The sequence below is a fragment of the Nonomuraea gerenzanensis genome, from assembly GCF_020215645.1.
In the GTDB taxonomy this organism is placed as follows: Bacteria; Actinomycetota; Actinomycetes; order Streptosporangiales; family Streptosporangiaceae; genus Nonomuraea; species Nonomuraea gerenzanensis.
In genome coordinates this window covers 7,103,452-7,116,933 of record NZ_CP084058.1, presented here as the reverse complement: position 1 = coordinate 7,116,933, position 13,482 = coordinate 7,103,452, and the positions used below count along the sequence as shown (strand labels likewise).

15 protein-coding genes are annotated in these 13,482 nt (G+C 73.2%); 11 read left to right on the top strand and 4 right to left on the bottom strand.

Features of this window, described 5'->3' with window-relative positions:
* The first annotated feature begins 21 nt into the window (after positions 1-21).
* Together LCN96_RS33240 and LCN96_RS33235 are read left to right on the top strand one after the other, a co-directional pair.
* Positions 22-969, top strand: coding sequence for an ABC transporter substrate-binding protein (locus LCN96_RS33240; protein ID WP_225276111.1), 948 nt, complete (start codon positions 22-24; stop codon positions 967-969).
* A complete protein-coding gene (locus LCN96_RS33235) occupies positions 966-2,339 on the top strand; it encodes an MFS transporter (RefSeq protein ID WP_225266380.1) in 1,374 nt (457 codons plus the stop codon). The genes LCN96_RS33240 and LCN96_RS33235 overlap by 4 nt, the downstream gene beginning before the upstream one ends.
* 10 nt (positions 2,340-2,349) lie before the next feature.
* Here the strand turns inward: LCN96_RS33235 and LCN96_RS33230 are convergent, their stop codons facing one another.
* Positions 2,350-2,721 (bottom strand): hypothetical protein, encoded by a 372-nt coding sequence (locus tag LCN96_RS33230; protein ID WP_225266379.1) that lies wholly within the window; start codon positions 2,719-2,721, stop codon positions 2,350-2,352.
* A 192-nt stretch (positions 2,722-2,913) separates the two neighbouring features.
* Between LCN96_RS33230 and LCN96_RS33225 the strand changes: the two genes are divergently transcribed.
* Positions 2,914-3,657, top strand: coding sequence for an SDR family NAD(P)-dependent oxidoreductase (locus LCN96_RS33225; RefSeq protein ID WP_225266378.1), 744 nt, complete (start codon positions 2,914-2,916; stop codon positions 3,655-3,657).
* Positions 3,658-3,682: 25 nt separating this feature from the next.
* Positions 3,683-4,615: an RNA polymerase sigma-70 factor gene (locus LCN96_RS33220; RefSeq protein WP_225266377.1), complete on the top strand. Its 933-nt coding sequence runs from the start codon at positions 3,683-3,685 to the stop codon at positions 4,613-4,615.
* A 28-nt stretch (positions 4,616-4,643) separates the two neighbouring features.
* On the opposite strand, the gene LCN96_RS33215 is transcribed toward LCN96_RS33220, so the two are convergent.
* Positions 4,644-5,495: a helix-turn-helix transcriptional regulator gene (locus LCN96_RS33215; protein ID WP_225266376.1), complete on the bottom strand. Its 852-nt coding sequence runs from the start codon at positions 5,493-5,495 to the stop codon at positions 4,644-4,646.
* A gap of 86 nt (positions 5,496-5,581) precedes the next feature.
* On the opposite strand from LCN96_RS33215, the gene LCN96_RS33210 reads away from it, so the two are divergent.
* Together LCN96_RS33210 and LCN96_RS33205 are read left to right on the top strand one after the other, a co-directional pair.
* Complete coding sequence (locus LCN96_RS33210) at positions 5,582-6,373, top strand: SDR family NAD(P)-dependent oxidoreductase (RefSeq protein ID WP_225266375.1); 792 nt, start codon at positions 5,582-5,584, stop codon at positions 6,371-6,373.
* Between the two features lie 99 nt (positions 6,374-6,472).
* Positions 6,473-7,894, top strand: a complete 1,422-nt coding sequence (locus LCN96_RS33205; protein ID WP_225266374.1) for a pyridoxal phosphate-dependent decarboxylase family protein — start codon at positions 6,473-6,475, stop codon at positions 7,892-7,894.
* A gap of 168 nt (positions 7,895-8,062) precedes the next feature.
* Here the strand turns inward: LCN96_RS33205 and LCN96_RS33200 are convergent, their stop codons facing one another.
* Positions 8,063-8,968, bottom strand: a complete 906-nt coding sequence (locus LCN96_RS33200) for a phosphotransferase family protein (RefSeq protein WP_225266373.1) — start codon at positions 8,966-8,968, stop codon at positions 8,063-8,065.
* 92 nt (positions 8,969-9,060) lie between these two features.
* Positions 9,061-9,954, bottom strand: coding sequence for a LysR substrate-binding domain-containing protein (locus LCN96_RS33195; protein WP_225266372.1), 894 nt, complete (start codon positions 9,952-9,954; stop codon positions 9,061-9,063).
* 67 nt (positions 9,955-10,021) lie between these two features.
* Between LCN96_RS33195 and LCN96_RS33190 the strand changes: the two genes are divergently transcribed.
* From LCN96_RS33190 to LCN96_RS33170, 5 genes are all read left to right on the top strand, one after another.
* The gene (locus LCN96_RS33190) at positions 10,022-10,531 is read left to right on the top strand and encodes a hypothetical protein (RefSeq protein WP_225266371.1); all 510 of its coding nucleotides are present in this window, start codon (positions 10,022-10,024) and stop codon (positions 10,529-10,531) included.
* Complete coding sequence (locus tag LCN96_RS33185; RefSeq protein WP_225266370.1) at positions 10,524-12,092, top strand: multicopper oxidase family protein; 1,569 nt, start codon at positions 10,524-10,526, stop codon at positions 12,090-12,092. The genes LCN96_RS33190 and LCN96_RS33185 overlap by 8 nt, the downstream gene beginning before the upstream one ends.
* A gap of 159 nt (positions 12,093-12,251) precedes the next feature.
* A complete protein-coding gene (locus LCN96_RS33180) occupies positions 12,252-12,614 on the top strand; it encodes a hypothetical protein (RefSeq protein ID WP_225266369.1) in 363 nt (120 codons plus the stop codon).
* Positions 12,611-12,988: a lantibiotic dehydratase C-terminal domain-containing protein gene (locus LCN96_RS33175; protein WP_263657348.1), complete on the top strand. Its 378-nt coding sequence runs from the start codon at positions 12,611-12,613 to the stop codon at positions 12,986-12,988. Before LCN96_RS33180 ends, LCN96_RS33175 begins: the two co-directional genes overlap by 4 nt.
* 43 nt (positions 12,989-13,031) lie before the next feature.
* On the top strand, positions 13,032-13,421 hold the full coding sequence (locus LCN96_RS33170; protein WP_225266367.1) for a VOC family protein: 390 nt from the start codon (positions 13,032-13,034) through the stop codon (positions 13,419-13,421).
* Positions 13,422-13,482: the final 61 nt, after the last annotated feature.

Sequence of the window (13,482 nt, the reverse complement as noted above, 5' to 3'; positions counted from 1 at the left end):
TCCGCCGCGCTGCTGGCGGGCATGCTCCTGCTCGCCGGCTGCGGCGCGCAGGTGGAGGGCGGCACCGCCGCCGCCGCGCGTACGGTGACGGTCAAGCGATGCGGACAGGACATCGCCTACACCACGCCGCGGCGCGCGGTCGTCTACGAGGGCGGCAGCGCGGACAAGCTGTTCGCCCTCGGGCTCACCGAGCACGTCCACGGCTACGTCATGCCGCCGGCCAACCCGCCGGTCACGGAGTCGCCCTGGGCGAGCGAGTACGCCAAGGTCACGTTCCTCAGCGACGACCTGCTCAACCGGGAGCTGGTCGTGGACGCCAAGGCCGACTTCGTCGTCGCCGGCTGGCGCTCAGGCTTCAGCGACCAGCGCGGCATCACCCCGGCCATCCTCGACGGCCTGAAGATCCAGAGCTTCATGCACACCGAGTCGTGCTTCAACTATCCCGGCTACCCCGAGCGCGTCACCCCGTTCGAAGCCCTCTACACCGACCTCGAACGCCTCGGCAAGATCTTCGGCGTCGAGGACAGGGCACGGACCTTGATCGACGGCTACCGCAAGCGCGTCGAGGCGGTCCGCGCGCAGGCACCCCAGGGGGATCCTGTGCCGGTCTTCCTGTACGACTCCGGCACCGACAAGCCGTTCACCGCCGGGAGCCAGGTGCCGCCGAACGACATCATCCGGTTCGCCGGCGGGCGGAACGTGTTCGGTGAGCTGGACGCGCGGTGGGGGGAGGTCACCTGGGAGGCCGTGGTGGAGGCCGAGCCGGAGGTGATCATCATCCTGGACTACGGGGACAAGCCCGCGGCCGAGAAGATCAAGTTCTTGAAGGAGTTCCCCACGACCAGCAAGCTGCCTGCTGTGGTCGAGGATCGGTTCTACGTGATGGATTACAACGAGGGGATCAGCGGGCCGCGCAACATCGACGGGCTGGAGGGGTTCGGGGCTTATCTGCGGGAGCTGGGGACGTGAGCCGAGGCGCTCCGGCCTCGGCCCGGTCGCGGTCGATCCTGCGTGACGGGAGCTTCGTCCGGTTGTGGTGCGGCACCACCGCCTCGGGGCTGGCCACCTGGGCGCTGCCCTTCGTGCTGGGGCTGGCCGTTCTCGACCGGTCCCTCAGCGCGGCCGGGCTGGGCGTCGTGCTGGCCGCTCGCACCGTCGGCTTCCTCGTCGCGGTGCCGATCAGCGGGGTGCTCGCCGATCGGTACTCGCGGCGGGGCGTGGTGCTCTGGGCGGGCCTGGCCGCCGCCGTCGCCACCCCGGCCATCGCGGCCGGGCTCGCCACCTCGGCCGTCGCAGCCGGGCACGCTGCCTCGGGCGTCGCGGCCGGGCTCTCCGCTCCGGACGTCGCGGTGGGGGAGGGCGGCTCCGTCCTGCTCATGGCGGTGGCGGCGGCCGTCGTCGGGGCCGGTCAGGGGGCGTGCCGGCCCGCGTTCCAGGCGCTCACGGCCGAGGTGGTCGATGACGGGCGGCGGCGGCAGGCCAACGCCGCCATCACCTTCGCCGTACGCGTCACCACGCTGATCGCGCCGGCGGGCACGGCGCTGCTGGCGGTCGTCCTGGACACCTGGATGCTGCTGGTCGGCACGGGCCTCCTGTGGCTGCTCGCCGCCCTCCTCCCACCCCGAGGACTCCCGGCCCCCAGCGGCCCTCCGGCACCCGTGCCCGCACCCGGACCGGCGCCCGCGCCCGGACCGGCGCTCGCTCCCGCGCCCGAGCGGATCAGGCTCCTGGAGGAGTTCGGCGAGGGCATCCGAGAGGCCCGCCGGCACCCGTGGTTCCTGGCCGGCCTGGCAGCCCTCGCCGCCGTCATCTTCACCGGCTACTCGGCCACCGGCGTAGCACTCCCGCTGATCAGCCGCGACCGCTACGGCACCGAGGCGATCCTGGCCGCCGCACTCACCGCCTACACCCTCGGCGCGCTGGCCGGCGCGGTGCTCGTGGCCCGCTGGAACCCCCGCGCCCAGGGCTGGACCGCCCTGGCGGGCCTGGCCCTGTACGGCTTCGCCCCCCTCAGCCTCCTCCTCCCCGCACACCCGGCCGCCGTGTTCGCCGCCTACGCGGTGGCGGGGCTGGGCATCGAGCTGTTCAACGTCCCCTGGTTCACCGCCACCCAGCGCGAGGTGGAGCCGCGCCTGCTCGCCCGCGTCTCCTCACTCGACTTCCTCGTCTCCTACGGCCTGGCCCCCGTCGGCCTCGCCTTCCTCGCCCCGGCCATGGACGCCTTCGGCCCGCAACCGGTCCTGGCCGGATGCGCCCTGGTGTGCTTCCTCGCCCCGGCCGCCGCGGCCCTGGTGCCCACCACCCGCGGCTTCACCCGCCGCGCGGCCGGCAGGCCCTGAGCGCCGACCCTCAGCGGCTGCCCCGCCAGGAGTAGAAGGCGCCCTGCAGGTGCTCGAAACGGTGATCGAGGTGATCCGCCGACCACTCCACGTCCGCGAGGAGCCGGGCGGGGTCACCGTGCGGGCTCCAGGCGTACCCGTAGGGACTGTGCTCGCGCTCCCCTTGCTGGAAGACGACCACCCCGCGCTCGCGGCGAATCTCCTCGAACTCCATCCCGCCGACGCTGCGAGGACCGAGCCGATCGCCCTCCGCCACACCACGAGCGTAGACCTCGATCTCCGCGGCCGAGCCGAGGAACCGCCGCTCACCGCCATCGCGGACGGCCACCACCGCCGCGACCAGGGCGCCCGCGAGCGCGAGCACCCCTGAGAATGCCAGCACTCTCCTGCGCACCGTCGCCTCCAGGCCGTCGCCACCCGCAGTCTCTCATGATCGCAGCAGAAGGCCACCGGACGCCGGCACGTTGAACCGCTTACACGGCCACCGCTCAGGGAAGCGTGTTCCATCACGGTGATTCTGTGACGTCGCTCACATTGCGTCACAGGCAGGGAGGGGGTCTCGTCTTCAGAGGGCATGACGAACAAGGAACAGACCTCGGTGCTGATCACCGGAGGCAACAAGGGGCTCGGTCTCGAAGCGGCCAGGCGGCTCGGCGCGCTCGGCTGGACGGTCTTCCTCGGCTCGCGCGACGAGGGCCGCGGGCGGGAGGCCGCCGCCAAGCTCGCCGCGGAGGGCTCCGCGGTGGTCATGGTGCCGCTGGACGTGACCTCGGACGAGTCGGTGGCCGGCGCGGTACGGCTCGTCCGCGAGCACACCGACTGCCTGGACGTGCTGATCAACAACGCCGGCGCGCCGGGCCGGGGCACCCCGCCCGCGCAGGCGACGGCCGAGGAGATCCACGCCGTCTACGACACCAACGTGTACGGCCCCATCAGGGTCACCAACGCCTTCCTGCCGTTGTTGCAGGCGGCGGAGAACCCGCGCGTGGTGATGGTGTCGAGCGCCGTCGGCGCCTTCTCCGTCGTGACCGATCCCCGGCAGGCCGCCTCGCAGTTCCACGAGCTCGCCTACACCTCGTCCAAGACGGCGCTCAACATGGTCACCCTCCGGTACGCCCAGGCGCTGCCGGACATCAAGTTCAACCTCGCCACACCCGGCGAGGTCGCCAACCGCAAGTTCGCCGCCACCGACATGAACAACCACACCGGCGAGCTGACGGTCACCGAGGGCACCGACTCGATCGTCAGGCTGGCCACGCTCGGCCCCGACGGGCCGACCGGCCTCTTCGTCGACCGCCTCGGCCCCATAGCCTGGTAGGCCGCGGATCGACAGGAGGAAGAGCATGCTCGGGACGGCGGATGAGACGGGGGCGGCCGCGTACCGGCCACTGCTGTTCTCGATCGCGTACGGGATGACGGGGTCCGTGGGCGACGCCGAGGACATCGTGCAGGACGCCTTCCTCGGCCTGACCAGAGCCCGCCAGGCGGGGACGGCGATCGCCGACCAGAAGGCGTACCTGGCGACGGCGGTCACGAGGCTGGGCATCGACCATCTGCGATCGGCGCGGGTGCGGAGGGAGACGTACGTGGGTGACTGGCTGCCCGAGCCGGTCGTCGTGCCCGCCGGCGCGCCGGGGCCGGCCGAGCACGCCGAACTGGCCGACTCGCTGTCGATGGCGTTCCTCGTGCTGCTGGAGTCGCTGACGCCGGTGGAGCGGGCGGTGTTCATGCTGCGCGAGGTGTTCGGCTACGACTACCAGGACGTGGCGCGGATCACCGGCAAGACCGAGGTGAACTGCCGTCAGATCTTCGCCCGGGCCCGGCAACGCGTCGCCGCCGGCGGGCGGGCGCCCGGAAGCCCGCCGCCTCCCGCGCGGCGGGCGCGGGGCGAGGAACTGGCCCGCAGGTTCTTCGACGCCGCCGCGGGCGGCGACATGGACGCGCTGCTCAGCATGCTCGCGCCGGACGCGGTGCTGCACGGGGACGGCGGCGGCAAGGCGCAGGCGATCGCGCGACCGGCCACCGACGCGCACCACGTCGCACGGCTGCTCGTCGCCGGGCTGCGCCGGGTCGCGAAGCTCGGCGTCTCCTACCGGCCGGCCTGGGTCAACGGGCGGCCGGGCGCCGTCATGTACGACGCGGAGGGGCGGGTGGCCAGCGTGGTCGGGCTCGACGTCGTCGATGGGGTGGTCCAGGCGGTCCACTCGGTGGCCAACCCGGACAAGCTCGGCCATCTCGGGCCGGTGTCCGACGTGGGGCGGCTGCCGGAGAGCTGACCCACCGGGCCATGCGCGGAGGCCGCGCTCAGGTCGGCACGTCCATGCGCTGCGTGCCGATCACCGACAGCAGGCGCAGCGCCTGCTCCGACGGCGAGCCGGGCACGGCGGTGTAGATGACGACCTGCTGGTCCCGGTCGGCGATGTCGAGCGCGTCGCAGTTGACGGTGACAGGACCGACCAGCGGATGCCGGAACGTCTTGATCATGACGGGCGCGACGGCCACGTCGTGCGAGTCCCACAGCCGGGCGAACTCCGCGCTGCCCTCGCGCAGCTCGCGCACCAGCTCGGCCGTCTCGGGGTCGTCGGGGTAGCGGGCGGCGGCGGCACGCAGGTGGCTGGCCGACCGGCGGGCGAACTCGTCGACGTCCGACACCCCGAACAGCCGCCGTCCCTGCGGGTGCGGCCCGAGGAAGGTGCGGCGCGCCAGGTTGCGGTCGCGCCGCGGCAGGGCGGAGAAGTCCTCCATGAGAGCGGCCGCCAGGTCGTTCCAGGCGATCACCTCCATCGTCGCGGACGTCACGAACGCGGCGGCCTGCGGCAGCCGCCGCAGCAGGTCGAGGATGCTCTGACGGACCTCGCGCGAGGGCCCCGGCGCTGGTCGCGGCGGCGCGCCGGCCAGGTGGTGGAGGTGGTCGCGCTCGGCGTCCGACAGGCGCAGGGCGCGGGCCAGCCCGGCCAGCACCTCGTGCGACGGGCGCGGCGCGCGGGCCTGCTCCAGGCGCGTGTAGTACTCGGTCGAGATGAACGCCAGCTGCGCCGCCTCCTCACGGCGCAGCCCCGGCGTACGGCGGCGCGGCCCGGCGGGCAACCCCACGTCGGCGGGGGTGATCCGCTCCCGCCTGCTGCGCAGGAAGGCCGCCAGCTCTTGCTTGTCCATGGCTCCAGCTTGCCCGAGTTCGCGCAGGACAGGGGTGTACTGGTTGTACCTGGATGCGCCCCGCCCGCTGCCACAGGCTCGTTGCCATGCACAACACCCATTCCAGCAACGACACGTCCCCTGGCCTGCTGGCGGGCAAGGCCGCCTTCATCACCGGCGCCGGGCGCGGCATCGGCGCCGCCGCGGCGCGGCTGTTCGCCAGGGAGGGCGCCGAGGTCCTGCTCGCGGCCCGTACGCAGGCGCAGCTCAAGGAGGTGACCGAGGAGGTGCGCGCGGCCGGCGGCACCGCCGCCTACGTGGTGTGCGACCTGGCCGACCCGGACTCCGTGCGCGCCGCCGTCGATCGGGCCGTGGAGCTGTACGGGCGGCTCGACGTGGCGTTCAACAACGGGGCGGCCATCACGCCGCCCGGCCCGCTCGACCAGGTGAGCCAGGCCGACTTCGACCACCTCTACGCCGTCAACCTCAGGGGGCCGTGGCTGGCGATGTCGGCCGAGATCGCCGCCATCCGGGCCACCGCCGGCACGGGGGCCATCGTCAACAACTCCAGCGTGGGCAGCTGGGCGGGCAACCCCGAGCTGCCCGCCTACGGGGCGATGAAGCGGGCGCTCAACAGCCTCACCGAGTCGGCCGCCGTGACGTACGGCCCGGAGGGGATCAGGGTGAACGCGATCGCCCCCGGTGGCACGGTGACGGAGATGATCCGTACGTGGGAGACGTACTCGCCGGGGCTGGTCGAGCGGCTCACACCGCGGATCCCGCTGCGGCGCACCGCCGACCCGGAGGAGATCGCGCAGGCCGCCGCCTGGCTGCTCAGCGACCGCGCCTCCTACGTGACAGGCGCGGTGCTCAAGGTGGACGGCGGCGCCCGCGCGTGACCTGGCGCCCGCCCGTCCGGCGCTCGCACCCGACGGGAGGTGCAGGGAGTGCTCACCCGTGCGCCCACAGTAGTCCTGGATCGCGGCAGGATACGCATCATGTCCGATGCCAAGGAGTACCCACTCGAACCCGGCCCCGCCGAGACCCGCGCGATGGCAGAGGCCGTGCTGGCCCTGGTGCAGCGGTTCCTGGACGACCTGCCCGAGCTGCCGGCCTTCGAGCTCGACGGCGCCGCCGCCCTCGCCGCCGCCCTGCGCGAGCCGGCGCCCGAGCACGGCAGCGCGTTACCCGGCCTGCTGGACACCGTGGCCGCGGCGGCCCGCTCCGGTGCCATCAGCGCCGGGCCCGGCTATCTCGCGTACGTGCCCGGCGGCGGCCTGTACACGGCGGCGCTCGCCGACTTCCTGGTCGCGGCCCTGAACAAGTACGTCACCGTGTGGCAGCTGGCACCCGCCTGCGCCCAGATCGAGGCCACGGCCGTGCGCTGGCTCTGCGACCTGTTCGGCCATCCGGCCCAGGCGCGCGGCATTCTGACCTCCGGCGGCTCGATGGCCAACTTCTCGGCCATCGTCACCGCCCGTACGACGCTGCTGGGCGAGGACTTCCTCGACGGGACCGCCTACGTCACCGACCAGACCCACGCCTCCTGCGCCAAGGCGGCCCTGCTGGCGGGCATCCCGCGCGCGCACGTACGCGTGGTGCCGGCGCGGGACAACCTGGCGATGGACCCGCACGCGCTGGCCGCGGCGATCGAGGCCGACCGGCGGGCCGGGCTGCGGCCCTTCCTGGTGATCGGCAGCGCGGGGACGACGAACACCGGGGCCGTCGATCCGCTCGCCGACCTGGCCGCCGCCGCCCGCGACGCCGGGGCCTGGTTCCACGTGGACGCCGCCTACGGCGGCCCGTTCCAGCTCACCGAGCGCGGCCGGTCCCGGCTGCGCGGCATCGAGCTGGCCGACTCGATCACCATCGACCCGCACAAGGCCATGTTCCTGCCGTACGGGACCGGCGCGCTGCTGGTACGCGACGGCGTGCGGCTGCGCCAGGCCCACCACGTGGGCGCCGAGTACCTCCAGGACCTCGGCGAGGAGGCGGACATCCCGAACTTCACCGAGTACTCGCCCGAGCTGACCCGCGAGTGGCGCGGCCTGCGGCTGTGGCTGCCGATCAAGCTGCACGGCCTCGCCGCCTTCCGCCAGGCGCTGGACGAGAAGCTGGACCTGGCCGAGCTGGCGTACGAGGGGTTGCGCGAGTACGGCTTCGAGGTGCCGTGGCGGCCCGACCTGACCGCCGTGGCCTTCCGCTGGGTGCCGGAGCACGGCGACGCCGACGCCTTCAACGCCGAGCTGCTGCGCCGCGTCACGGCCCGCCGCCGCGCCCTGCTGTCCAGCACGCGGATCGGTGGCCGGTACATGATCGGGGTGTGCGTCGTCAGCCACCGTACGCACCGGGACCGGGTCGAGGAGGTGCTGGACATCCTCCGCGAGACCTGCGCGGAGCTGCGGGCGGAGCGTGGCTAGGCGGGGGTGCTGCAGGTGAGCGGGCCGCCCGTCCCGAGGGGCGGGCGGCCCGTGCCGGTCAGGTGACCGGCTCGATCCAGTTGGGCTTCCGCCGAAACTCGAAGCAAGTCACGACATGTCAGGACAGAAGATCCCTGAGGTGGTGCGGGCGGGCCCGGCGGCGGGGGATCAGCGCAGGAGCGGAGCGAAGTAGCCGCCGTCCCCCTCGGCGAAGGCCGCGAGCATGGCGGCTGCGTCGGCGCGGTCGCTCTCGTCGGGATCGTCGGCGGTGAGCTCGTTCTCCAGCACCCACATCTCCAGCATCACGGAGTAGCCGACGAGCACGTCCGGCCCGCCCGCGACGTCGAGCGCCGACGCGGCGACGCGGCGGACGGCGGCCTGCAGCGGCGCCCGCTCCGCCTGGTCGCCGGGGCCGAAGGCGAGCTTGACGATCTCGTTGAGGTCGATGGCTACGGGCGCGACGACGGCGAACTCGAAGTCGAGCAGGGCGACGACCTCGCCGTCGTGCCACAGGGTGTTCGGCGTGCAGAGGTCGCCGTGGTTCAGCGCCACGGGCGCCTGGGGCAGCGCGGCCCAGAACCGGTCGAGCGTCCGGCCGAGCCCCTCGGCCTCGGCCGGGGTGAGCCCGCCCGCCGAGACGAGCCGTTCCAGGGCCTCCGCCGCCTGTGCCGGGGTCTCGGGGAAGAAGGGGGAGCGGGCGCGGGCGTGCGGTGCGGCGGCGGCCACGTCCACGCGGTGGACGTGGCGGGCTCGCTGCCACAGCTGCTCGACGGCGCGGGATCGGGCGGCGGCGTCCAGCTTCGGCCACACCTCTTCCAGGTTCTCCCCGGGCACCCGGCGGGTCAGCACCCACTCGTGACCGTCACGGACGCCGGCGTCCACGACCGGGGGATAGCCGACCTTCGCCGGAAGCAGCTCCGCCAGCCGCCTCTCGCGCAGCAGGTCGGCCGTGCCCGGCCTGGATGCGACGCGGACGACCAGCTCGTCGGTCAGCCACGTGGCGTTGGTCCAGCCCCGGCCGCGCCGGGCGCCGCCTGGATCCACGCCATGCTCACGCAGGATCGCTTCGGCCACGCGTCGAGGATCAGGGGTGCCGGTCACGCCGGAACCCTACAAGTCGGCGTGCGCGGGTGCGCACCGCGTCCCGGCGTGGCGCGGTCGGCCGGTCAGGCGTGTGGCTCGCCGGTGCCCCAGTCCCAGCCGGTGATCGTGCCGCGCATCAGGCGGGCGGCCGTCGAAAGGTGGCTGTCCGCCCCCCAGTACAGGGTGACCGTCCGCCGGCAGTCGGGGCTGTCGACGGCGACCCACACCCCGGCGGTGCGTACGGCGGCGCGGCGGGCGAAGGCCGGGACGAGCCCGATGCCGAGCCCGGCGCTGATCAGCTCCGCGATGGCGCTCGGCTCGTCGCTCTCGCAGACGATCTTCGGGGTGAGACCACGCGCGGCGAAGAGCCGATCGAGCAGCCGGCGGATCCAGTGCCCCGGGCGGGCGGTGACGAAGGGCTGGCCGGCGAGCTCGTCGATGCTCACGGCGGCCCGCTCCGCCAGCGGATGGCCGACCGGCGTGCCCACCCCCACGGGTTCGTCGAACAGCCGCGCCGACTCCAGCCCGTCCGCGTGGATCGGCTGCGAGGCCACGCACAGGTCGATCTCCTGGGCCCGCAGCCGGCGCGCCATCTCCTCGGCGGGGGTCCAGTGCAGCCCGACCTCGACGTCGGGATGCTCGCGTTTGAAGGCCGCCAGCGGACCGGTGAGCGTGAGGAACGTCTCCGAGGCCAGCCGCACGCTGCCCGCCCCCTCGCTGACGGCCTCGGCGACGGCCCGCCGCCCGGCGTCCAGCTCGCCGAGGCAGCGCTCGGCGTACCCACGGAAGAGCCTGCCCGTCTCGTTCAGCCGGAGCCGGCCTGAGCGGTCGAACAGCGGGGCGCCCAGCTCGCTCTCCAGCCGCCCGATGGTACGGCTCAGCGACGGCTGGGCGACCCGGAGCTCGTCGGCGGCGCGGCTGAGGTGCTCCAGCCGGGCCACCACCACGAACTGCCTGAGCATGTTCAGGTCCATCATGCCTCCCCGCACATAACGCCATAGCGATATTGATCTTAGACAGGATAGCCAGATCTGCATATCGTCGGTGCTGCTCAAGGAACCGAATGAGGAGGAGCTGATGGCCACCGTGGCCGACCGCCCGCGATCGGGCACGACACCGGCGGGATGGACCTTGCGCGCCGTGGTCAGCGCGCACGTCGCCGCGATCGCCGGGCAGCCGGTGTTCGCCGGGGTGTATCTGACCGGCGACTACGACAGCTTGCGCTGGCACGCGATCGGCGCCGACGTGGTCAGCTCGCTCGGCTACGTGCAGGTGGTCGTGGCGATCGTCGTGTGGGTACGGCTGCGCCTGGCCTGGCCGTTCGTGGCCACGGCGGCGGTGGTGGCGGCCGAGACCGTGCAGTACTTCGCGGGGCTGGACGGCGCGTTGTGGCTGCACCTGCCGCTGGGCGTGATCACCGTGGTGGCGCTCGCCGGGCTGTTCGCCACCGTCTGGCGCCGGCCTCTCGCACAGGGGGCCGTCCGGGGTCGGACGCTCGTACAGGAGGACGTCCGGGGTCGGCAGCTCGCGCAGAAGGAGGCCCGTGATGCGTGAGCGCGGCGTCAGCAGGAGGCGGGCCCTGGGCATCGGCGGGGCGCTCGGGCTGATCGCGGCCACCGGCCTGTCGACCTCGGCCGCGCTGGCCAGGCGCCCGTCGATCACCGGCGCCGAGCTGACCAGCGCCGTGCCCCTGCCGCCCCCGTACCAGGTGCCGCTGCCGATCCCCGCCACCCTGCAGCCGACCGCCCAGGGCCGGTACGAGATCGTCCAGCGCGAGGCGAGCGCGGAGATCCTGCCCGGCGTCAGGACACCGCTGTGGACGTACGGAGGAACCTTCCCCGGCCCGACGATCGAGTCGCGACGCGGCGGGCCGGTCACCGTGACGCACCGCAACGAGCTGCCCGTGCCGACCGTGGTGCACCTGCACGGCGGTCGCACCCCGGCCGCCTCCGACGGCTACCCCACCGACCTCGTCCTGCCCCGGAACTGGACGCATGCAGGCGGCCACGCGGGGCACGGCATGCCCGACCCGAGAGCGGTGGTGACCGAGCTGACCAGGGACTACACCTTCCCGCTCGACCAGCGCCCGGCGCTGCTGTGGTACCACGACCATCGGATGGACTTCACCGCCCCGGCGATCTGGCGCGGCCTGGCCGGGCTGCACATCGTCCGCGACGACGCCGAGGAGGCGCTCGGCCTGCCCTCGGGGCCCCGCGAGCTGCCCCTCATGATCGCCGATCGCGCCTTCGCCGCCGACGGCACCCTCGACTACCCCGCGCTCGACCCCGGCCTGCGCGCGCGGCCCGGCGTCCGCGACCCCTACCTCGCCGGGGTCATGGGGGACGTGATCCTGGTCAACGGCGCCCCCTGGCCCGTGCACGAGGTGGACGCGGCCCGCTACCGGCTGCGCGTGCTGAACGCCTCCAACGCCCGCCACTACGAGCTCGAAGCGGTCACCGACGACGGCCGCCGGCTCGACCTCGTCCAGATCGGCGCCGACCAGGGCCTGCTCGCGGCGCCGGTCACCCACCGCCTGCTGCCGATCGCCCCCGCCGAACGCTACGACCTGGTCGTGGACTTCAAGGGGGTCCCCATCGGTGGCCGCGTCAGGCTGCTGAACCGGCTCGGCACCGGCCGCACCCGCGACGTGATGGCCTTCCGTGTCGCGCGCGCGGCGGCCGACGACAGCCGGATCCCCGCCGCCCTGGCCGCCGACCTGCCGGACTGGCGCCGGTCCGATGCCGTACGGGTGCGCGACTTCGCCTTCCGCACGGGCCGGATGCACGGCGGTCACGGCTGGCTGATCGGCGGCCTGCCGTTCGACCCGGCACGCTCCGACGTCACCACCGCGCTCGGCGACGTCGAGGTGTGGCGGCTCGTGGCCGACGTGCACCATCCCGTGCACCTGCACCTGGCCGGCTTCCGCGTGCTCGCGCGCAGCGGCCGGCCGCCCCTGCCCCACGACGCGGGCCTGAAGGACACCGTCTCGTTGCGTCCCGGGGAGTCCGTGGAGATCATCACCCGCTTCGACGGCTACCGGGGCCGGTACCTCTTCCACTGCCACAACGCCGAGCACGAGGACATGGGCATGATGGCCAACATCGAGATCACCTGACCCCCTTATCTGGTAGGTGACATTCCGTAATTCAATAGGGGAATTTCGCGATCATAACTGTCATTAGATGCACTTAAAAGGGGTGATATGGGGTTTACTTAAACGCTTTCCATTCGTAACATCCCGCTCATGGGAGCGCTCCCAAAAGCCGATCCGGCCATGAGACCGCAGCTACGGGACGACGTACGGTTCGTCGAATGCCCTGACGGCGCCTACGTCCACAGCGACTACGGTGCGTGCACGCTACGCGGGCGGCAGGCGTACGCCTGGCTCTCCCGGCTGGCACCCGTGCTGACCGGCCGCCACACGCTGGCCGAGCTCACCGCGGACCTTCCTGGCGACCGGCGGGCCATGGTCGAGGGGCTGGTGGGGCGGCTCGCCGAGCAGCGGTTCGTGGTGGACGCGCGGCAGGCGCGGGCGCACGGGCTGAGCGAGGTGGAGCTGCGTGCGTACGCGGAGGAGATCGCCTTCATCGGCTACGCGCTGGACTCGCCGGAGTCCCGCTTCGAGTGGCGGCCATGATGGACGACGGCCGGCTCGTCCAGCCCACGGTCGAGCCGGGCGAGGCGTTCGGCACCCGCCCCGGCGACCCGCCCCCGCCGGCCCACCGCGAGCCCACCGAGCTGCAACGCCTGGTCTTCGACAACCCCGCCTACCACGAGGCGATCTTCGCCGCCCCGGCCTTCCGCCGCTACCGGGTGCTGCTCAACTACACCTACCTGCACCTGACCCGGCTCGGGCTCACCCCGCTCGACCGGTTCATGACCTGCCACCTGCTGGCCGACGCGGTGGAGGAGGTCTACGGCGTGTCGGGCCTGGACGCGCTGCGCGTCTTCACCGCGGCGCGACCGGTCAGGATTCAAGAAGCGGACCCGGGCGCCCGCCCCCTAGCGTGATCCCCGCAAGGTCAGGAACCGCATCGGGCGAGTGGAGACCACCATGTCACTGCAGGCGAGCGTGATCATGCTCGGGGTCCAGGACGTGAACCGCGCCAGGAAGTTCTACGTCGAGGGCATGGGCGCCGAGATCGAGCAGGACCACCCGGGCTTCGTCAGGTGCAGCCTGGGCGAGGGGTCCTCGAAGCTGGCGCTCTACGACTGGGAGGCGGTGGCCCAGGACGCCGGCGTCCCGGCCGAGGGCTCGGGCTTCCGCGGCGTCTCCTTCCACTTCATCACCGCCACCAGGCAGGAGGTGGACGAGACCATGCGCACCGCGGTGGCGGCGGGCGCCACGGTTCTCAAGGAGGCGGAGGCCGCCGAGTGGGGCGGCTACTCCGGCTGCTTCAGCGACCCCGACGGCTACCTGTGGAAGGTCGCGACCGCGGGCTGAGCACCGGGAGCGGCGTCACCGCCGGCTGACCAGCAGGAGCGGCGGCGTCCCGCCCGGCGCG